The following is a 21,943-nucleotide window of genomic DNA, read 5'->3' as shown; positions in this document are numbered from 1 at the left end:
AATCCGGACTGGTATTACCGCTGTTTCAGCACTCGCTGGCGATGCAGTACGCCCGATGCGGTTTCAACCTGCAACAGGTAAAGCCCTTCCGCTAAACCGCTCACCGGTGCCTGCAACTTGCCCACGCCCTGCTCCGGCTCCACAGACCACTGGCCTTGCCGGCGTCCCTGCAGGTCAAACAAGCCTATCCTGGCCGGCTGATGCAAGCCATTAATTTTGACCTGTAGCACCTCCGTCACCGGATTGGGGTATACCTCCACCTGCACGGCTTCGGCCGTGAAGACCCCCATCCGCGCCGTGCTGCTGCCTAACTCACAACCGCCATCCAGCAGCGTCTCGGCAAAGTCACTGCCCCGACTGTCGCTCACCATTAGCCGGATCAGGTATCCCTGCAGGGAATTGAGATTACCTTTGGTACCGGTAATGACAAGGCTGTAAGGCACACTCCCCCCCGGCACCAGGCTGACTTTGCCAATAGTAACCCCTTTTGCTGGTATAGACTTATAGTTGATTGAGTTGGGGGCTTTGTAGGACCAGGCGTAGCTGTACGAGGAAGGTGTGCCCAACACGGTCATCGTTAGCGGCACACTGACGGATTCCCGGCCTGGAGGAGCCGACTTCACACACAGCCGGTCGGGACCGCTAACCAGATCCGACCCACCTACAGCGGTAATACTGATGGCCGCCATACCCGAACAGCCGGCTGCGTTGGTGACAATGACCGAATAGCTGGTCGCGCCCGTTGGCGGTACCACGATGAGGGGGTTATCAGTATCGCCTGTGCTCCACAGATACGCTGTACCCGCACTGGCCGTTAATGTCACCGATTGCCCGGCGCTCACCGCCGTGGCCGAAGCCGTAATTGTAGCGACTGGGGGCGTATTATCCCTACTAACCTCCACACTGGCTGTGGCCGTACAACCAATGGCTGCGGTCACTGTCACCGAGTAGGTGCCAGCTACCGTAGCGCTGATGGCAGGGGTTGTCTCGGTTGTGCTCCACAGGTACGTGTTCCCACCCGATGCCGTCAGCGTAGTGCTGGGACTTGCACAACTCAGCGTAGCGGAAGATGGATTAATGTTGGCGATAGGCGTCGTTTTTTCTACAGCGACAGTTCTGCTTGTTATGGCGGTACAACCATTAACGTTCGTAACCGTCAATGAGTACGTTGTTGTACTGACTGGGGAAATGTTAATCACAGCCGAAGTCTCGGTTGTGCTCCACAGGTATGTACCACCGCCACTAGCCGTCAGACTTACAGTTGGGCTAGCACAGGTTGCTGTAGCCGAACCAGGCGCAATACTGGCGGTAGGAGAGGCATTCCCAGTAACTACAATTGTGGAGGTGTTTGTACAGTTCGAATTGAGATTCGTTACCGTTAATGTAAAAACTTTGGGGCCACTCGTCAGTACGGTAGCATTGGTAGCATTGGCATTATTGGTGCTGAGGCTGGACCCAGCCGGTGCCGACCATGTATAACTCACGTTGTCACTGCCGGTAACTGTAGCCGACAGACTGACCGATTGGCCGACGCAAACGCCGGAGGCCGAGGTTGCCATTGAAACCGTTACATTGCCCGGTGTACCCTGGTATTCAAAAGCACCCATATCTACTCTGCCACCAGAGATTCGGGGCAAGCCGGCCAGATCGGTTTGGGGCAAAGCCGTTACGCTGTACGGTCCGCTTACCGCAGTTGCACTGGCGAGGGACCCTGCATTAATGGCCAAAGAACAGCCATTCAGCCGTAAATCAGTAGTACTCACAAAGGGCGAGATAGGGCTAGTGATGTTGTTAGCCCCGGTGTAGCCAGTTACTGAAGTGTCAAACAGGCAATTATTCGCTGTTATTAGGGTAGGTGAAGAAAAAGAAATTCCACCCCAAATAATGCAGTTATCCAGGTTGGCAGTACTATTGTCGAGAAAGATCGAATTACCTTGAAAGGAGCAGTTCGTTAGAAATGGATTGCGTCCAGAGCCTATATATATTGCCCCGCCGTGAATACCCGCACTATTGTTCTGAAAGGAACAGTTCGTTAACACAGGGTTGCCGAATACGTATATTGCCCCGCCGTGAATACCCGCACTATTATTCTGAAAGGAACAGTTGGTCAGAATAAGCGAATTATAGTTCATAATTGCCCCGCCATATTGAGCACTATTGTTCTGAAAGGAGCAGTTCGTTAAAACCGGATTTCCGGAAATGGTATAGAACGCACCCCCTTGTGAGTTAGTCGTGTTACCTTGAAACGAACAATTTGTCAGAACCGGACTACCGCCAGAGTTGTAAATTGCCCCACCATCTAAATTCGACTTGATGTTTTGAAAAAGGCAGTTAGTTAGAACCGGACTACTATTATAGTTGAGAATACCTCCGCCTACGTCGTTACCACTAAAAAAAGGGGCACCGGCATTCCCATCTTTGATAACAAAACCATTAAGTACAGCTGTTTCGCCTAAGCCATTGTTTGAAACTATATGGAAACTATTATCTGTGTAGTCATCCACATTCCCAATATCTCCGCTGAGCGTAGCGGAGGAAGGCATTGTCAAGTTTATCTGAGGTCGTTCACTAAGGAACGTTTCTGTTCCCACAAAGCCGCCGTAAATGGCTACTCCGTTTTTCATGGAAAAGCTGATAGTCCGGTCAGTGGTCGTGGTGGGTTTATAGATCCCGGCCGCCACCCAGACCTGATCGCCCGCAGCACTGGCATTGATAGCTCCCTGTAAGCTGGTCGTACTGGTGGCCCAACTGGTAGCAGTAGCCGGATCGGCATTTGTACCGATCGTGGTGACGTAGCGGATGGTCTGGGCAGAGACAGTTGCCGATATGGAGAGGAGGCATCCGAGCAGAAACATCCTGCTTTTGGCAAACAGTAAGGCAAACCGGCCGGCTGGTCGTGTTGGATGGAAAGAGGTAGATAGTACGTTCATAACACACTCGCTGTCAGGTTTAATGGTCTGTGAAACAGCACAGCAAGTGTACAGGTAATGGCCGAAACGAATGTGGAGCCTTGTTCGGAATGGGTGGAGCTATGTTCGGCCTGTGTGGACTAATGTTCTAGATAGGTGGACAAATGTTCAGTCACGGCCCGACAGGCGGAAATTGCCGGGGGTAACGCCAAATTCTTCGGCAAAAACCCGGCTGAAATACCGGGGATCAGCAAAGCCCGACGCATACGCTACTTCCGAAATATTGAGCGGAGAATTGGTTAACAGTTCCTGCGCTTTCCGCAGGCGTAACCTTCGTAAATAGAGTCTGACCGGCATGCCCGTCAGCGCCGTTAGTTTCATATGCAGCGTGGTGCGGCTCATGCCGATCAACTGACAGATGTCGTCGACGGAAAGCTCCGTATTGCCTAGTTGCGGCTCTATTACATCCCGGAGCCGGATCAGAAACTGGTCCTCCACCGAATCGGCCGGGGGCACCGGCACCGGATTTTTCCCAACGCTTCCGAGCGCAAGTTGACTATAGTGAAGCTGCAGCACCCGCCGGGTCTGGAGCAGGTTACCCAGCACTAGCAGCAACTCTTCGCGCTGGAAAGGCTTCACCAGGTAGGCATCGGCCCCGCGCCGTAAGCCGGTCAGGCGGTCGCTCACGGCGGCCCGGGCGGTGAGCAGCACGATAGATATGTGGCTGGTGCGCTCGTCGTTTTTCAGGGTGTCGCAGAGGGCAAAGCCGTCTTTCACCGGCATCATCACATCGCTCAATATCAGATCCGGCATTTGGTCGAGCGCCGTATCGATGCCCACCTGTCCGTTTTCGGCCCGGATTACCCGGTAGTCAGCTTCTACGCAGGTCAGGATGTACGTAGCGACATCCTCATTATCTTCGACCAGCAGCAATACGGGTTTATGACCGGCCTCGGCCGGAGCCGGCTGGGCCAGGTCGCTGCGGTCGGGGCTGACCAGCACAGGAGCCGGCAAGATCCCTTCGGCCGATGCGGCCTGGCGGGTAAGCGGTAAGCAGACGACAAACTCGGCTCCTTGTTTCGGGCGATTTCGAACGGCCAGCCCACCGCGCATCAGCAGCACCAGTTCCCGCACCAGCGATAAACCAATACCGGTACCACCAGCCAGGCCCGGATCGGCCTCCGATACTGGTTGATTTTCCGCCATTCGTGGCCCGGCCTGTGGCGGCCCCGCCTGATAAAAGCGGTCGAATACTTTCGGCAGGCTGGCAGGCTCTATCCCAGGCCCCGTATCGCTCACGGTCATCTGAATCCAGGGGTCATCCAGATGCTCCGTTGGGATAAGTTCCTCCTGATAGCCTTTAGGACTTAACGATTGCCACCTGTCAAGTACCTGCAATTGACAATATACATGCCCACCCGCAGGAGTAAACTTCAGGGCGTTTGATAACAGGTTGGCAATTATGTCCTGAAGCTTTTCTTTGTCAAAATCAGCGTCACAAGTCTCAGTGTCAGACAGAAAGTGTAACTGAATGTCTTTGGCCTTCGCCAACGAATGAAATGACTCGCCTACATACCGGGTGAAGCTGATCAGGTCAGCCCGTACCGGGTGCAGGTGCATCTCGCCCGCTTCCAGTTTTGACAGGTCCAGAATCTGGTTGATCAACCGCAGCAGATTGGTCCCGTTCTGTTGGATGAGCCGGGCGGCCTGCTGGAGTGTCCCGGCACTTTGGTCCGGTTTGTCTTTAAGTTCGGACGCCATACCCAAAATGACGGTCAGGGGTGTCCGAAATTCATGGGAGATATTGGCAAAGAAGCGCGACTTGGTTTCATTGAGTTGTTGGAGCGCCTGTGCCTGCTGGGCAATCAAAGCGGTGGCCTGCCGGATCTCTGTTTCCAGCCGGCTTTGTTCCATCCGATGGTGCCAGACCCGCCAGCGTGCCCACGCCCAGCTACCAGCGCCAGCGAGCAAAATCATACTGAGCACAAACCAGGTACGCAGGTAAACCGGCCGACGCACCGTAACTGTTAGTGCCAGCGTATTGGCCGCCCATTGTCCGTTGGCTGCCTGCGCCCGGATTAGTAACTGGTGTTCGCCATAGGGCAAACTGCTCAGCGGCAACGCGGCTTCCGACTGATAAAGCCAGGAGGTATCTATATCCCTGAACTGATACGCGTAAACGTTCTTTTCCGCGTTGGCATAATTGAGCATCGCAAACTCCAGCACGCTGGAACGCTCATCGGGGGGGATGGTGATTACGCCATTTTTCAGCACGTCATCTGTTTTATCAACGATAGTCTTGGTCGATGGATCAAACTGGCGAAACGAGGTGATTCGCAGTGGAGATCGGGTGACAGTTGGGGTGTGGAAAAAATCCTGGGGGTCAAAAGCCGTAATGCCGTTCAGCCCTCCAAAATAAATCCGGCCGCTGGGCTCCTGGAAATGGGCAATGCGGTTGAACTCATTATGGGTAATGCCATCTTCGACGAAATAAGCCCGGATAGTCAGCCGGGTGGGGTCAAACTGCATAATCCCAAAATCGCTGCTTAGCCAGAGGTGGTCCCGCTTGTCGGGATAAACGGCATAAATGTTGTCGTTGGATAGCCCCTCGCTGCGTCGAAACTGGCGATATTGCTGCTGCCTGCGATCCCAGCGGATCAAACCCGAATTGGCGGTAGCAAGCCAGTAAACTCCCTGAACATCCTGATAAAAATGCTGAACATTGTCGGCCGGCAGATAAAATGGTCCCTTACCTCCACTCCAGTACCGGGCCGTAATACCTTTGTCCGGGTCAAACGTATATAGTCCTGAATTGGCACAAATCCAGATAATGCCCTGCCGGTCGGTTCCGATATGGAGCACATGCGCCTGATCCAGTTCGGGAAACTGGTTGTAGCGGGCAAACCGGCTTACCTGACCCCGTGTAAGATCAACGGTCCAAAGTCCAGGCAGACCTCCCGCCAGCATCTGTTCATCGCTATACTGGTGAAACGCCCATATACTCAACCCGGCCATATCGGATAAAATGGTAGCCTTGCTTGGTAGTTGATCATAGCGGAAAAGCTTGATATCCGCACCGGCATACAGCCTGCCCCGCCGGTCACGGCTTAGTCCAAACATCGAAGCAAAAGTGGCTTTCTCGAACAGGGCTTTGGTAGCCCCGCCCAACCGGTTACAGGTATACAGGCCGAATTTCTCCTGGTTCGCGTATACCTGATCACCAATAACCTCTATGCCCCGGATGGCGGCCATGCGGTCACCTTTGCTGGAAGGTTCGAAGAAGAGCCGGTGAAAATGATGCTGGATAAGCCGAACCTGATAAACACCGAAACTGGTACCTAACCAGAACTGACCGTAGCGATCGCGATAAAAGCTACGGTTGGTGACCGGTTCGCCGTTCAACTGACCCGTAATATCCAGGATAATACCTTTTTTCGGGTGCTGCAGGTGGATACCGTCCCAAAGCAGATCGTCCTGACCCATAGTTACACAGACTGGTAGGCGATCCTGCAGCATGGTGTTGAGCATGTGCGGAGGCCACTCCCGATGCTCACCCTGTTCCGTGATACTGTGTAATGATGAATAGGGGAACGTGTAGCCTTTATAAGCAATATAAAAAAATTCGGTACCCGCGTGCTGCTGTCCGAGACAGGCCCGGACTATATACCCGTCATACAAAAACCGGTGAAGCACCCGGCCATCTACCGATAGTTCGACCAGTTGATTGTCATCCGCCACCGCCCATACAGTATTATGAGACGTTACCCGCTCAAGCCGTAACCGCTTAAACTGCGGGAAATCCGTAAAGCGCAAACCTGATCGGGGATGATACGACACCAGCAAGGCAGGCTGATGAATGGATAGGAAAACCGTGCCGTTTTCGCTGGCTATCCCCCATTCCGGAATCGCCCCTTTGTCATATCTGAAGGGAAGTTTTTTCTTAAACTTTTCCTCAAAGGAAACAGCCGCACCGGTTTGAGGGTCGAAAAGCATGACCTGTGGCTGACCATAAGGCCCCATCAGCCACAACAGGCCATCGGCATCCTCCGCTATCGCCTGGATATCGTCAAAAACAAGACCATGCTTCTCTTTGGTATAGGTGGTGAACCGCAACCCATCGAAGCGGCAGAGACCAAACCGGGTGCCAAACCACATAAACCCCTGCCGGTCCTGGAAGATGGCGTTCACCTCCCGATGCGCCAGACCCTGCTCCGGGCCGTAGTGCTTCACCGAGGCCGTATATTGCTGGGCCGATACCAGCGTCCAGCAACAAACCAGTAGAATTAAGGCAAAGCTGGCAGATTTCACGGTTATCTTGCTCTTAGCACCTGAGAAAAAGGAAAGGAGAAGTGCTTAAAGATAAGGAAGAAAGACTTATTATGAGCAAGTTAGCTTCAATATGCGTAAATGATCGTATTGAAAAGTTGGTAAGGCAAAATAGTCCGGTCAAACCGCTCGCTCCGGAATTTAACGGAGCGAGCGGTTTGACCGGATTGAATTTTGTTGTAGGTTGAAACTGGTTTCGGGCCCAGTGCCTATTCAACAACTACTTCTCCATCATTTTGAAAGGTGTATCTATAGAGCGGCAGTCATCCGAAGTGTTTCAGGATGTTATCGACAACATGCCGATTGGGCTGGTATTGTACCAGGCTATTCGGGATGCTGAGGGAAGAGTTGTTGATTTTCTGTATGTCTTCGCTAACGAGGCTTATGCCAAAATTACCGGCCGGCCACTTCACCGGGTAGTTGGCAGTACCTTATCAGAAGTCTACCCACCTGCTTCTGAACAAGGGTTCCTGGTGCGCCTGATGGCCGTGATGCAGTCTGGTCAGCCGGTACGTTTTGAAGAGCGCCTGGTAGGCAGCGGCTCCGACCGCTGGATTGACATTAATCTGGTAAAGCAGGGCGATGGTGTATTGTTCACCTTTCAGGATATATCCGAAACCAAACAACTCCAACGGAAAGAACGGGAGCAGAAGGAACAGTTGATAAGTGTGCTCAATGGCTGCCAGATTGCTCTGTCGCTGTTTGAACCTATCCGCAACGATCAGGGGACTATCATTGATTTTCGGTATGTGACCCATAATGAGGCCAATGCGCGGCTGATTAACTGGACAGGTACCGAAGTGCCCCGACAGACGATGCTCGATTTGCTGCCGGGACTGGTAGCGTGCGGTATGTTTGCCCGGTACGTGCAGGTGGCCGAAACAGGCGTTCCTCAACGCATTGAGCAGGTGTACCAGGCGGATGGCATCGACGGTGTTTTTGACATATCGATTGCCCGTCAGGGTGAAGGGATTGTTGTGTCCGTTGTTGATCAGACTCCGCTACGGCAGGCCCTGAACCAGGCCGAGTCGCTGGTGGGTCAATTGAAACAGTCCAATGAGTACCTTCAGCAGTTTGCCTATGTGGCTTCTCATGATTTGCAGGAGCCGCTGCGCAAGGTGAAATCCTTCGGTGATGTGCTGATGGATCAATATGGCGACGTACTTGGCGAAACAGGAGCCGATCTGGTTAAGCGGATGCAGAATGCAACCACCCGGATGCAGTCGCTGGTGCGGGACTTGCTGGCTTACTCCCGTTTAAGTACGGGTGCGAACCTGATGGCTCCCGTGAGCCTGGATACGCTGTTAAAAGAGGTGCTGGATGATCTGGATCTAACCATCCGCCAAACCAGAGCAATAATTATCATTGAGTTCCTGCCGGTAGTCACTGGCAACCGGGCGCAGTTAACCCAGTTGTTTTCTAACCTGCTGAGCAATGCGCTTAAATTTCATAAGCCTGGTCAGCGTCCGGACATCGTCATCAGAGGGCAATACCTTATTGGTCATATCTTTACGGACCTGAAGCCACTCGCGGCTAAAAAGCGGTATGTTCAGATTGACGTCATCGACAACGGCATTGGTTTTGACGAGCAGCATAGTGAACGGGTCTTTCAGATGTTTCAGCGGCTGCATAGTGTTTCAAAATACCCCGGTACCGGAGTTGGCCTGGCTCTCTGTAAGAAGATAACCGAAAATCACGGTGGCGCCATCGCTGTACGGAGCAAGGCTGGTGTGGGAACCACCTTCACCATAACGCTGGAGGCTGATGCAAAATCGTTTCCTGACTTACCCATGGCGTAGGCCATCCCATACGATTACGTCCGTGTCCGCAACTGTACGCCAAACCGTCCGATTGCGGACATTTTTTCTTCATTCCTTTTTTGTAAAGAGTTGATTATCAGTAGGTGATAAAGTTTGGTACAAGCTTTGGCATTAAAGATTATGCAGGCTGATCGCTGCTATCCACACCGTTGAATTCCCTGATGAGATATGTTGCGCAACTACCTCCTCATTGCTGTCCGTAACCTGCGTAAGCATAAAGGCTTTACGTTTATCAATGTATTTGGGCTGGCCTTAGGGCTGGCCTGTTGCATGCTGATTACCCTGTATGTCCGGGATGAAGTAAGTTACGATAACTTCCATCTGAACGCCGACCGGATTGTGCTGTTACAGCAGTTTGAGAATATTGGCGTCAGCGGGGGCAAGCTGGCTACCGACCTGAAAGCCCGGTTCGCACAGGTGCAAAATACGGTGCGACTCCTGAATACCACACCACTCATTACCTTTCAGAATACCGCTTATTACGAGCCGAAGTTCTATTTTGCTGACAGCACCGCCTTCGATGTGTTTTCATTTTCGATGGTACAGGGCAATCCGCGCACGGCTCTCGCTGAGCGGAACGGTGTAGTGATTTCAGCGTCGGCCGCCCGGAAATACTTCCCCAATCAGAACCCGCTGGGTCAGACCCTGCTATACAACAGCAAAACACCGCTGCGCATTACGGGCGTGATGCAGGATCTGCCCCGCAACGCCCACGTGACCATCGATTTTCTGGCCAGCTATGCCAGTGCCAATGACCTCGTCGGTTACGATGTAACCACCAATTACTGGGGGGGGAATACCTGGACATACCTCCTGCTGGCTCCCGGCACCGACCCGGCTACGCTGCTGGCGCAATTTCCGGCCTACGTTAAAAGCCTGGGTGACCCAAACAGCGCCGTCTGGCGGTTTAACCTGATACCCCTGCGGGACATTTACTTAAAAACGGAATTGGTAGCCTCAGACCGGCTGTTGTATGTCTACATCTTCTCGCTGGTGGCTTTGCTGATAATCGGTCTGGCCTGCTTCAACTATGTTAATCTGACCACGGCCCGGTCGGCTACCCGTGCCCGTGAGGTGGGTGTCCGGAAAGCGATGGGTTCCTCGTTCGGCCAGCTGTGGCAACAATTTCTGAGCGAGACCACATTGTATGTGCTGCTCGCGGTCCTGGTATCGGTTGGGCTGTTGCAGTTGGCGCTGCCTTACTTTAATACCTTTACCGATAAACAGCTTTCGCTGACTTCCCTGCTCACCAGGGAGTATGGACTCTGGCTGCTGGGTGGTATCGGGCTGCTGAGTGTGCTGACGGGCAGTTATCCGGCCTTGGTGCTGTCGTCACTGCGCCCCGTCCTCGTGCTGAAGGGGAGCCTGACCGCCATTGGCAAAAAAGCCCTGCTGCGCCAGGTTCTGGTGGTCGGGCAGTTTACGGTATCGGTTGTCTTGATCGTAGCGACGGTGGTGGTTTATCAGCAGTTGAATTACATCCGGCATAAAGACCTGGGTTACCAGCGTGAACAGATCTTAACCCTTGACCTGCGCGATGCCGCCGATAACCAAAAGGAATTATTTAAGCAGCAGGTGAAAGCATTGCCCAGTGTTGTATCGGCCACGCGATCCTTTGGGCTTCCGGGCAGTGGCCGGCTCCGGGGTGAAAAGCTGGTGAGCGAATTCGTGCCCAAAGGGGCTGCCGACGGCGGTATTGTCCGTCTGACCGCCGACGGGGATTTCCTGAACACGTTTGGTATAAAACTCCTGGAAGGGCGAACCCTGGATCCCAACCGCCCCGCCGACAGGCAGGCGTTTCTGGTAAACAAGGCAGCTATGAAGTTTTTTGGCTGGTCGGACCTTGCGGGGAAGCAGACCGGCTACTATACCTTTCAGTACGATCCCAAAGGGGGCTACCGCGAAGTGCCGGTGCGGGGCGATGTCGTGGGCGTAGTTGAAGACTACCACCATGCCGACCTGAAAACGACCGTAGCGCCGATGCTCTTTTCGCTGCCCGACGGCTGGGAAGGCCAAATGGCTATCAAACTCCGTGCGGGTAATGTGCCAATGGCTGTCCAGCAGATACAGACCCTCTGGACCCGTTCTTTCTCCGGTAAGCCGTTTGAGTACGCCTTCATGGATGATACGTTCAACCAGACCTACAAATCGGAAGTGAGAACCGGACAGGTGTTTGGCCTGTTTGCTTCCCTGGCCGTGCTGATTTCCTGCCTGGGGTTGTTTGGCTTAGCCGCCTACACGGCCGAGCGCCGGACCAAAGAAATTGGCATCCGCAAAGTGCTGGGTGCGTCGGTGCCGAGCCTTGTCTCCCTGCTCAGCCGCGACTTCCTGAAACTGATCCTGATCGCCATTGTCATCGCTACCCCCGTTGCCTGGTATGCCATGAACCGCTGGCTCGAAGATTTCGCCTACCGGACAGACATCCCCTGGTGGGTCTTCCTGCTGGCCGGGCTGCTGACAACAATAATTGCTTTATTAACCGTAAGCTATCAATCCATCCGGGCCGCTTTGCTGAACCCGGTCACCTCGCTTCGCTCTGAATAGCTATGCTAAAGAACTACCTCACCATCGCCCTCCGAAACCTGCGTAAGCACAAGGGTTTCACGTTTATCAATGTATTTGGGCTGGCCGTCGGGCTGGCCTGCTGTCTGCTCATTACCCTGTATGTGGTCGATGAACTCAGCTTCGACCGGTACAATACCAAAGCCGACCGCATTTACCGGGTTCATACCGATATCCTGTTTGGCGGAGACGATATGCGGTTTGCGGTATCAGCGGACCCGGTTGGGCCCACCCTGAAAAAAGACTACCCCCAGGTCGAAAATTACGTGCGGCTGCACGATCGGGGCACCTGGCTGGTGAAACGGTCCGGACAACCGAATAACCTACGGGAAGACAAAATCATTTTTGCTGACTCCACCCTGTTTGATGTCTTTACGTTACCCTTTATAGCCGGCGACCCGAAGCAGGCATTGGCGGAACCCAATACCGTGGTGATTAGTGAATCGGCCGCCCGCCGTTATTTCGGGCATCAGAATCCAATCGGGCAGACGCTGGTCTTTGACAACAAACAACTACTTAAAGTAACCGGGGTGATGGAGGATATGCCGGAAAATTCGCACTTCCGCACCGACTTCTTTGTGACCATGCTGAACGACAACTACCAATGGGGACAGTGGCTCAGCAATAATCACCATACCTATATTGTGCTTAAACCGGGTGTCGATCCGGAAGCATTCGGGAAGAATTTTGCTACGGTTATCGAAAAATACGTGGGACCACAGGCCTTGCAGTACATCGGTGTCAGCATGAAACAATTTCGCGAAGCGGGTAACCGGTACCAGATGTGGCTGATGCCGCTGACGGATATTCACCTGAAATCGCGCCAGAACATCGAACTGGCCCCCAACGGGGATATGCAGTACATCTACATTTTTGGGGCCGTCGCCATCTTCATTCTGCTGATTGCCTGCATTAATTTTATGAACCTGGCAACGGCCCGGTCGGCCAATCGCGCCAAAGAAGTGGGCGTCCGAAAAGTGCTGGGTTCAGAGCGGCAGCAACTGATAGGCCAGTTTATGGTCGAGTCGGTCCTGATGGCTATGTTGGCTATGGGGCTGGCTCTGGTGCTGGTTTCCCTGGCGTTACCCTTGTTTAATACGGTGGCGGCTAAATCATTGGCTGTTCAAAGCCTGCTATCGCCCGGATTTTTGTCTTTCATTCTGGTGCTGCCGGTCGTTGTGGGTTTGCTGGCGGGTAGCTATCCGGCGTTCTTCCTGTCGTCGTTCCGGCCGCTGCTGGTGTTGAAGGGGGGAGCGTTCAAATCCGTAAACCGGGGATCTAAACAGGTAAGCCTGCGCAGTGGCCTGGTGGTCTTTCAGTTTGCGATGTCTGTTATTCTGATCATTGGAACAATAGTGGTGTATCAGCAAATCAATTACATCCAAACCACCAAACTGGGCTTTAATCGGGAGCAGGTATTGACCATTCACGAAGCCTATAGCCTCGACAGCCAGGTCGACGCCTTTAAGAACGAGGTGTTGCGTTTGCCGGGGGTTGTCAGCGGAACGATATCCGGTTATCTGCCGGTACCTTCTGACCGGAGCGATAGCCCAATGTTCCCTGAAGGGGAGATCGACCAGAAAAAAGCCGTCAGCATGCAGCAGTGGGCCGTTGACCATGACTATGTGAAGACGCTCGGCATGCAGATTGCTCAGGGCCGTGACTTTTCACGCGATTTTGGAGCCGACTCATCCGGCATTATTCTGAATGAGACGGCGGTAAAAATTTTCGGATTTAAAGAACCCCTTGGCAAGCGGGTGGTGCAGTTTGGAGACCCATCGGGTAAAACACAAAAAGTGTACACGGTCATTGGGGTAGTAAAGAATTTTCACTTTGAATCCCTGCGTCGTAATGTTGGCGCACTGGGCCTGTTTCTGGGCAAAAATACAACCTCGGCCACGTTCAGGCTGAGCACGCAGGACGTAGCGGCCCTGATTCCCCAGATCGAAACGAAATGGAAGCAATTGGCTCCCGGCCAACCGTTCAATTATTCGTTTCTGGAAGATAAATTTGATGCCATGTACCGGGCCGAGCAGCGCATCGGCACCATTGCCCTTACGTTCTCGGTAATAGCCATTCTGGTAGCCTGCCTGGGTCTATTTGGGCTGGCGGCCTTCATGGCCGAGCAACGCACCAAGGAAATCGGCGTTCGCAAAGTGCTGGGCGCGTCGGTACCAAGCCTGGTCACGATGCTTAGCTGGGACTTCCTCAAACTGGTTTTTATTGCCATTATTATTGCTACCCCCATTGCCTGGTGGGCGATGAATAAGTGGCTGGAGGACTTTGCCTACCGGATCGACGTACCCTGGTGGGTATACATCATGGCTGGTGTGGTAGCCGTACTCATTGCTTTTGTCACCGTATCGTTCCAGAGTATCAAAGCGGCTTTAATGAATCCAGTGAAGAGTTTGAGAGCAGAGTAGATAAAGGAGTAGGCAGTTCTCAGTCGGCAGGCATCAGCTTTTTCTGCCGACTGAGAACTGCCTACTGCAAACTGCCCACTGTAGACTGAATACTATGCTACGCAACTACCTAAAAATCGCCATTCGCAACCTGCGGCAGCAGAAAGCGTTCTCGTTTATTAATATCATTGGTTTAACGCTGGGTCTGACCTGCTGCTTTCTGATTCTGCTGTTCGTCAGCCACGAGCTGAGTTACGATCGGTTTCACGAAAAAGCCGACCGGATCTACCGGGTTACCTACAATCCAAAATTCGCCGGAGTACCAACAGCGCTGGTTACCTTGCCCACACCGGCCGGGCCGCTGATTGCCAGCTCGTTTCCCGAGGTGGAGCAGACGGCACGGTTATTCCGGCGGAGCGCTTCTATTGAAGCGAAAGAGGGTGTCGCCGGAAGACCAGATAAGTACGAAGAAGAGCGGTTCTTCTTCGGCGACCCGGCCATCTTCAAGATCTTCACGGTTACCTTCCTGCAGGGAAATTCGGCTACGGCGCTGCGGGATAAGTTCTCGGTCGTGATCACCGACAAGGTTGCCGAAAAGTACTTCGGTAGCGGTAATGTACTCGGCAAGACATTAACCCTGGACGGGCAGTACCCCATGACGGTTACGGGCGTAATCAAAGCGCTACCTGATAATTCGCATGTCTACATCGATCTGCTGGCCAATTACGAAACCATGTTTGCCACGATCAGTGAAGGAGCCCGCGAAAACCTGCCCCGCAACTGGGTAATCAGCCATTCGCTGACGTACGTACTGCTGAAACCAGGTCAGTCGGCAGCCACGGTCAATGCCAAGTTCCCGCAGTTTCTGCTGACGCATGCCAATGAGCGGTTTGCCAAAGACATTGTGTATGAACTCCAGCCGCTGACCGACATTCACCTGCGCTCGAATCTGGCCAATGAGGTAGAGCCGACCGGCCGCATGGACTATGTATACATTTTTATCGGCGTAGCCATTATCACGCTGCTGATTGCCTGCATCAACTTTGTCAATCTGGCAACCGCCCGGTCGCTGAAGCGGGCGCGGGAGGTAGGCATGCGAAAAGTGATGGGTGCCGGGCAGTTCCAACTGATCGGCCAGTTCCTGGGCGAATCGCTACTGCTGTGCTTCATTGCCTTTGGTCTCTCGCTGGTGCTCATTAATCTGATGCTGCCGGTGCTCAATCATCTGACCGGAAAGGAGCTGACAATGGGGTATCTGCTCGGCAATGGACAGTTGCTGGCTGGCTTTGTGGGTATTGCGCTGCTGACGGGCCTGCTGGCAGGTAGTTACCCCGCCTTTTTTGTGGCCCGCTTCCTGCCTATTCAGACGCTGAAGGGTAGCTTCACCAGCGGCAAGGCAAAGGGCGGGATGCTGCGGCAGACGCTTATGGTGGTGCAGTTTACGGCTTCCGTTGCGCTTATCATCGGCACCATCACTACGTATCGCCAGCTCCGGTACGTGCAGGAACAGCCACTGGGCTTTAATAAAGAGTATGTCATCACGATTCCCTTCAAAAGCAACAACTTAAATAACATCTTCGATGACCCGACCGATAGTCTGTTCACAAAGCTGAAAAGTCTTAAAGACGTGCTGCGGAGCCACCCTCAGGTAGAGCAGGTAGCGCTGTCGAGCGGGCCGTTGGGGTTGGGTGGTACCCGTCGTGGCGTGGTGCCCGAAGGGTTTGCCCGCAATGACAACTTATTCGCTACCTCGCTGGCGACCGACTACGACTTTATTAAAACCTACGGGCTGAAACTGGTGGCCGGCCGGGAGTTTTCGCGTGCGTACGGTACCGATCAGGCTGAAGCGTTTATTGTCAACGAGTCGGCGGTGAAACAGTTTAAATGGGGCAGTCCGGCGCGGGCTATCGGCAGGCAGATCGAACTGGAGGGGAAAACCGGGAAGGTGGTGGGCGTGGTGAATGACTTCCACATGGAGTCGTTGCAACAGCCTATAGAAGGGCTGGTGCTCGATATTAACCCGTCGGTTTTGTCCATGCTGTCGGTCAAGATCCGGAACCAGAATATCCCGCAGACCCTGGCCTTTGTCGAGAAACAGTGGGGCGATTTCTTTCCGCAAAAAGTTTTTGAATACGATTTCCTGGATAAAGACATCGCCCGGTTGTACGAACGCGATCAGCGGCTGGGGAATATCGTTGCCTACTTTGCCGTGCTGGCCATGTTTATCTCCTGCCTGGGATTATACGGGCTGGTGGTACTGGTCACGCAGCAGCGGGTTCGGGAGGTAGGTATTCGCAAAGTGCTGGGTGCCAGCGTAACGAGCATTGTAGCCCTGTTTTCTCTGGACTTCCTGAAACTGGTCCTGGTGGCTATTCTGATTGCCTCACCGATTGCGTGGTACGCCATGAACGGCTGGCTTAAGGACTTTGCCTATCGGGTCGATATTGACTGGTGGATATTCGTTGCGGCTGGCTTACTGGTGGCCCTGATTGCGCTGCTGACCGTCAGTATCCAAAGCATCCGGGCCGCGCTGATGAATCCGGTAAAGAGCCTGAGAACGGAGTAGGCAGTTTTAGAGTAGGCAGTGAGCAGTTCTCAGTAAGCAGAAGGAAGGAATTAATCAACCTACGTGGCCTGTTTTCTGCCTACTGAGAACTGCCGACTGGTATTCCAACCCTCTACCGCAAATCCGGGTCTATACCGGCAAAAACACCATTAGCCATGAAAACGATAGCTATTATCTTTTGCCTGATTGCAGGAGCGGTTTGGACTTGCCAGAAAACAACCGATATAGAGCCGGCAGCTGCCGAAGTGATTGAGAAAAAAGCAATACTGGTTTACGAACTGCCTGTCGATGGTTGTTCCTGGCACTTCTCCATCGACAACGGCGATGAATCGAGCCGGTTTGCACCGACCGAAGCGTCAGAGAAAAAAGTACGGGAGTTTGCCGAAAAAAGTAACCTGTTTCAGACAGGTCTGATGCGTGCAGAGGTAAAGATACGCTACCAAATAACTGGCAAATCCCGGACAATTGAGTGCGGGTTTGGGGCAAAGGTACCGCTGGAAGAGATCGACGTACTGGATATTGCCTTACCTTGAGAGAATCGTAGGACGCGTGCAACGTTGCCGGCGGTTTCTGCATCTATTGACTAAACATTAAAACGAACCATCATGAACCGTTCCCGATTTACATTACTGCTCGGCGGTCTGTTGCTGACGGGCTTAACCTACGCTCAGAACGACCGCGACGAACAACCTTACCAGACCAAAAATTTCACCGGCAGCCTCAATACCGTACGCGTTGAAACCTCGGGCGGCAGCATTCTGGTGGAAGGTAGCCAGCCTTCCGGTGTGAAAGTGGATATGTACGTCCGCCCCAACAACTGGCCGAACAATAAAATGAGTAAGGAGGAAATTGAGGAACGGCTGAAAGACTACGATATCAACATCAACACGGAGGGTAACACTGTAGTAGCCACTGCCAAACGCAAAGGCCGCGATAACTGGGACTGGAAAAAATCAGTCAATATATCCTTCCGGGTGTATACGCCCCGCAATTTTGCCACCGACCTGAAAACCTCCGGCGGTAGCATACGGATCAGCAAACTGAACGGGCAGCAGAACTTTACCACCAGTGGCGGCAGTCTGCACCTGACCGATGTGGAAGGGGCTATCAAAGGCCGCACCTCCGGTGGCAGCATTCACCTGGCCGGTTGCCGCAAAGACATTGACCTCTCTACCAGCGGGGGCTCCATCCACGCCGACGATTCAGAAGGGAACCTGTCACTCCGTACCTCCGGCGGTAGCGTACACCTGAACAACCTGCGGGGCAAGATCAACGCCACCACCAGCGGTGGCAGCGTGAAAGCCGACGGCGTCAATGGCGAACTAATCACCGGCACCTCCGGCGGCTCGGTCAAACTGGCGGGTATTGCCGGCAGCGTTGAGGCCCGTACCAGCGGGGGCGGTATGGACGTGGAAATCACCAAACTGGGCGACTATGTAAAACTCACGGCCGGGCCGGGTAGTGTGCGCGTCCGGATGCCGCTCGACAAAGGCATTGACCTCGATCTGAGTGGCCGGCGGGTGGCTGTGCCCCTGAAAAACTTTAGCGGCAGCACCGACGAGGACCGTATCCGCGGTAAACTGAACGGCGGAGGTGTCCCCGTTACCATTGCCGCCAACAGCGGTAATGTTTATATCAACCAGTGAGTTAACGTACCTGTCCGTTTGTGAACAAAAAAGTGTCCGCTAGTGGACACTTTTTTGCTTTATATGCCTGATTTTCGCTGTTTTTCAGCCCTTTTCGTTTTTGGCACAGGCATTGAGTTTAGTAGGGTACATATACTTCTTTCTGTTATGACAACGTACATAAACACCGGCATCCTCGTTAAAGTCCTGGCGAACGTATTCTTCGGGATCAGTATGCTGGCTGGTATTTCTTCCGGTTCAGTGATGACTTCGGTTTGCGCTGCGGAACAATACCAGACTAGTCAGGTAGCAGCAGAAAAGTCGGTGACAAAGCAGACCCGCCATACAGATTTTCTGATGGATAAAGGGTTTATCTTCCGGCGGGCAAAAAAAGCCGAGCGGGCAATGCGCCAGGAGCGGACAACCGTTTGTCTGACCACCAACCACCTGGGCGGGTCTACGAAAATAACCGTTCAGATGGATCAGGCTAACTCGCTGATTATCCGTATTGCCAGTATTTAACCTAATTTTGACATTAATAGCCTTATACCTATACGCATGCTTTCTCTACGCAACGTTTCCAAATACTACCCCGCCGGCTTCGGCAAAACTTACGTGCTCCGTAACATTACGTTAGACATTGAGCCCGGTGAATTTGTATCCATTATGGGGCCTTCGGGGTCGGGTAAGTCAACGCTGCTGCACATTCTGGGTCTGCTCGAGGAACCCTCCGAAGGCGAGTACCTGTTTCTGGATCAGCCAGTGCAGAAGCTGTCGGAGAAGAAGCGGACCGACATTCACCGCAACCACATCGGCTTCGTCTTTCAGGCATACCACCTCATCGACGAGCTGACGGTATACGAAAACATTGAAACGCCACTGCTGTACCAGGGGATGTCATCATCGGAACGCAAGAGCCGCGTAGCCGAACTCCTCGACCGGTTCAATATGGTGGCTAAAAAAGATTTGTTTCCGAATCAGTTATCCGGTGGTCAGCAGCAGCTGGTGGGTATTGCCCGCGCCATTGCGGCCCATCCGAAGGTGATTTTTGCCGATGAGCCGACGGGTAATCTGCACTCCGAGCACGCGAAGCAGATTATGGAGTTGTTTAAGGAATTGAACGAAAAAGACGGTGTAACCATCGTACAGGTTACCCACTCCGATGTCAATGCCGGCTACGGCAATCGCATTCTGCACCTGAAAGACGGCTGGCTCGAACCGGCCGCTACGGCATCAGTGTAGCAAACAGCGGGCGTAGGGTATCGAGGGCTTGTGCAGCGTTGGCCATGTTGGTGGATACGCCGTCAATATCAAGCTGCCGGAACCATTGAATACCGGCTGCATTGCAGCAGAAGATAAGCCCGGCTTCCGTTAGCGCATCCGGCCTAGAAAGGGTTTCGTTTACCGAAAAGCCGGCCTGAGCAGCCTGGCGAAGCAGCTGCCGGCGGACGATCCCATCAATACAACCTGACGCCAGCGACGGGGTAAACAGGGTTCGCGCACGAAACCAGAACAGGTTGGAGGCATTACACTCGGCGAGGTGCCCGGCTGTATCGAGCAGAATGACATCATCCAGTTGCTGCTGCTGTTTGTAAAGCCCCGCCAGCACATACGGCAGCGCATTAAGCGTCTTAAACGCTGAGACCGGCGAGGAGGTCAGGCGAACCGCATCGTACACACCCAGACGATTACGGGCTGTTATAGTGAAGGGTTGGCCAGGCAGTACCGTTAGCAGGTACTCCGATTCGTTGCCGGCCGGTGTATACAGCCCCCCCGGCTGCCGCCACACTTGCAGTTTGATACGGGCAGCCTGACCGGCCAGACCATTCAGATATAGCAGGGCGGTAATATGGCCTTCCAGAACATCCGGCGTCATATCGGGGCGGGCCTGCAGCTGCAGCGCCTGCATCCCCCGACTTAAACGGGTGTAGTGGTCGGCCCAGAACCAAAGCTGCCCCTGTTCAAAGCGGATAGTTTCAAACAGGCCATCGCCGTACCGGAAGGCCCGGTTGTCGGCAGTTAGCAGCAGGTTGCTCTCAGGCAGTATATCAGAATTATAAACCAGATACATAATCTTTTTCTGCCGTTTATCCCAAAACGGTAGAGCGGTCAAATTTAACTTTGTAATATTAAACCATGAAACGTGTAGCCATGATGAGAACGGTAGCCAATCGATTGTTTCGAAGCCCGAAATGGCTGGCCGGGGTGTTGCTGGTAAGCGCTGCCTATGCACAGCCAACGCAAAGCGCCGGCCCGAACAGTAACCGCTTTTCGCTCCGGCAGGCCATTGACATTGCGCTGCAAAATAACCTGACGGTGAAGCAGGGGCAGTTGCAGGTGCAGAACAGCGACCTGCAGTTCTATCAGGCTAAAATGAACCGCATTCCAACCCTGAACGCCTTTGGCTCGCAGGCCTTCAGTTCCGGGCGGAATATTAACCCCACCACCAATACGTTTGTGGAGCGGGCGGTGAGTTCTAATAACTACCAGCTTTCAACCAGCGTAACCGTGTTTAACGGGTTTGCCATTCAAAATAACATTAAACAGACGGATTTATTCCTGCAGTCGTCGGAGGAAAGCCTGAAAGCAACGCAAAACACCGTGGCCCTGACGGTGGTCCAGAATTACCTGAATGTGCTGAATAATGAAGATCAGTTAGATATTGCCCGCCGGCAGGTAGAGGCTACCCGTGGCCAGGTAGAGCGGACGCAGCGGCTGGTGAATGCCGGTACGGTGGCCGAGGCTACGCTGTATGATATCCGGGCGCAATTGGCCAACGACGAACTGGCAATAGTAAACGCCCAGAACAACCTGGACTTGGCAAAACTGGCCCTGTTGCAGACCATGAACCTGCCTGGTACGGGAAGTCCGGGAGCGATAGAAGTGGAACGCATCCAGTTTGATGATCCTGCGGTTGCCCCGTATACGGCATCTCCGCAGCAAGTCTATGAAACAGCGCTGGGTATTATGCCCGAAATAAAGGCGGCCGAACTGCGGGTGAAGAGTGATGCCCTGGGTATTGATGTGGCCCGTGCTTCCATGTATCCGTCCTTAACGCTGAACGGAAACCTGAGTACCCTGTATTCCAGTGTTGGTTTACAGCGTCTGGTCTCGGATGGAACGCTGATTCAGCAGCCAGTGCCGGGTCTTTTTGTGAATATGAACGGCACACCGCAACAGGTTTTTCAAACGCAGCAGGGAGGCACTTTTGTACCCTATGCATATGGTGAACAATTGAGAAATAACCTTAACCGTTCGGTATCTTTAAATTTGCGCATCCCGATTTTTAACAACATGCAGGCAAGAACCCGGGTGACATCTGCTACAATTACGAAACAAAATTCCGAAATTGCCGCTGATAATGCCCGATTGCAACTTCGTCAGCAGATTGAGCAGGCCTATACCAACATGCTGGCTTCGGCCAATCGATACCGGGCTACGCAGGTACAGGTAGCCTCGCTGGAACAGGCATTCCGGGCGGCCGAAAGCCGACTGAATGCCGGGGCGCTGAACTCCGTGGATTATAATATCGCTAAAACAAACCTTGACCGGTCCAGGGCGAACCTGGTGCAGGCCAAGTACGATTATATTTTCAGGACGAAAATCCTGGATTTTTATCAAAACAAACCGCTGTCGTTTTGAGGAATGGTGAACTGCCCGGCAAACCGGAATAACTGACTAAAGGGGGACAGGTTAATCCTGTTCCTGCATCAGTTATACGAGTTCATTCGTT

Annotated in this window: 12 protein-coding genes; 9 read left to right on the top strand and 3 right to left on the bottom strand. The window is 53.2% G+C overall.

Annotation, left to right across the window (positions count from 1 at the left end; translation table 11 throughout):
- Positions 1-14: 14 nt before the first annotated feature.
- On the bottom strand, positions 15-2,930 hold the full coding sequence (locus ABD949_RS01320) for a right-handed parallel beta-helix repeat-containing protein (protein ID WP_345239839.1): 2,916 nt from the start codon (positions 2,928-2,930) through the stop codon (positions 15-17).
- A gap of 147 nt (positions 2,931-3,077) precedes the next feature.
- Complete coding sequence (locus ABD949_RS01315) at positions 3,078-7,217, bottom strand: two-component regulator propeller domain-containing protein (RefSeq protein ID WP_345239838.1); 4,140 nt, start codon at positions 7,215-7,217, stop codon at positions 3,078-3,080.
- 254 nt (positions 7,218-7,471) lie between these two features.
- On the opposite strand from ABD949_RS01315, the gene ABD949_RS01310 reads away from it, so the two are divergent.
- From ABD949_RS01310 to ABD949_RS01275, 8 genes are all read left to right on the top strand, one after another.
- Positions 7,472-9,034: a sensor histidine kinase gene (locus ABD949_RS01310; RefSeq protein WP_345239837.1), complete on the top strand. Its 1,563-nt coding sequence runs from the start codon at positions 7,472-7,474 to the stop codon at positions 9,032-9,034.
- A gap of 189 nt (positions 9,035-9,223) precedes the next feature.
- Positions 9,224-11,599, top strand: a complete 2,376-nt coding sequence (locus ABD949_RS01305) for an ABC transporter permease (protein WP_345239836.1) — start codon at positions 9,224-9,226, stop codon at positions 11,597-11,599.
- 2 nt (positions 11,600-11,601) lie between these two features.
- The gene (locus tag ABD949_RS01300) at positions 11,602-14,040 is read left to right on the top strand and encodes an ABC transporter permease (RefSeq protein ID WP_345239835.1); all 2,439 of its coding nucleotides are present in this window, start codon (positions 11,602-11,604) and stop codon (positions 14,038-14,040) included.
- Between the two features lie 94 nt (positions 14,041-14,134).
- Positions 14,135-16,585 (top strand): ABC transporter permease, encoded by a 2,451-nt coding sequence (locus ABD949_RS01295; RefSeq protein ID WP_345239833.1) that lies wholly within the window; start codon positions 14,135-14,137, stop codon positions 16,583-16,585.
- Positions 16,586-16,740: 155 nt separating this feature from the next.
- Positions 16,741-17,118, top strand: coding sequence for a hypothetical protein (locus tag ABD949_RS01290; protein WP_345239832.1), 378 nt, complete (start codon positions 16,741-16,743; stop codon positions 17,116-17,118).
- Between the two features lie 72 nt (positions 17,119-17,190).
- Entirely contained in the window at positions 17,191-18,231 is a 1,041-nt protein-coding gene (locus ABD949_RS01285; protein ID WP_345239830.1) for a DUF4097 family beta strand repeat-containing protein, read from the top strand.
- 147 nt (positions 18,232-18,378) lie between these two features.
- A complete protein-coding gene (locus ABD949_RS01280; RefSeq protein ID WP_345239828.1) occupies positions 18,379-18,732 on the top strand; it encodes a hypothetical protein in 354 nt (117 codons plus the stop codon).
- 36 nt (positions 18,733-18,768) lie between these two features.
- On the top strand, positions 18,769-19,452 hold the full coding sequence (locus ABD949_RS01275; RefSeq protein ID WP_345239827.1) for an ABC transporter ATP-binding protein: 684 nt from the start codon (positions 18,769-18,771) through the stop codon (positions 19,450-19,452).
- Here ABD949_RS01275 and ABD949_RS01270 read toward each other — a convergent pair.
- On the bottom strand, positions 19,436-20,281 hold the full coding sequence (locus ABD949_RS01270; RefSeq protein ID WP_345239825.1) for an aminotransferase class IV: 846 nt from the start codon (positions 20,279-20,281) through the stop codon (positions 19,436-19,438). The genes ABD949_RS01275 and ABD949_RS01270 overlap by 17 nt on opposite strands.
- A gap of 65 nt (positions 20,282-20,346) precedes the next feature.
- On the opposite strand from ABD949_RS01270, the gene ABD949_RS01265 reads away from it, so the two are divergent.
- Positions 20,347-21,852 (top strand): TolC family protein, encoded by a 1,506-nt coding sequence (locus ABD949_RS01265; protein WP_345239823.1) that lies wholly within the window; start codon positions 20,347-20,349, stop codon positions 21,850-21,852.
- Positions 21,853-21,943 lie beyond the last annotated feature (91 nt).

It is taken from the genome of Nibrella saemangeumensis (assembly GCF_039541915.1).
GTDB lineage: Bacteria > Bacteroidota > Bacteroidia > Cytophagales > Spirosomataceae > Nibrella > Nibrella saemangeumensis.
Note: the sequence above shows the minus strand (reverse complement) of the source record. Positions and strands in the feature narration are given on the sequence as shown.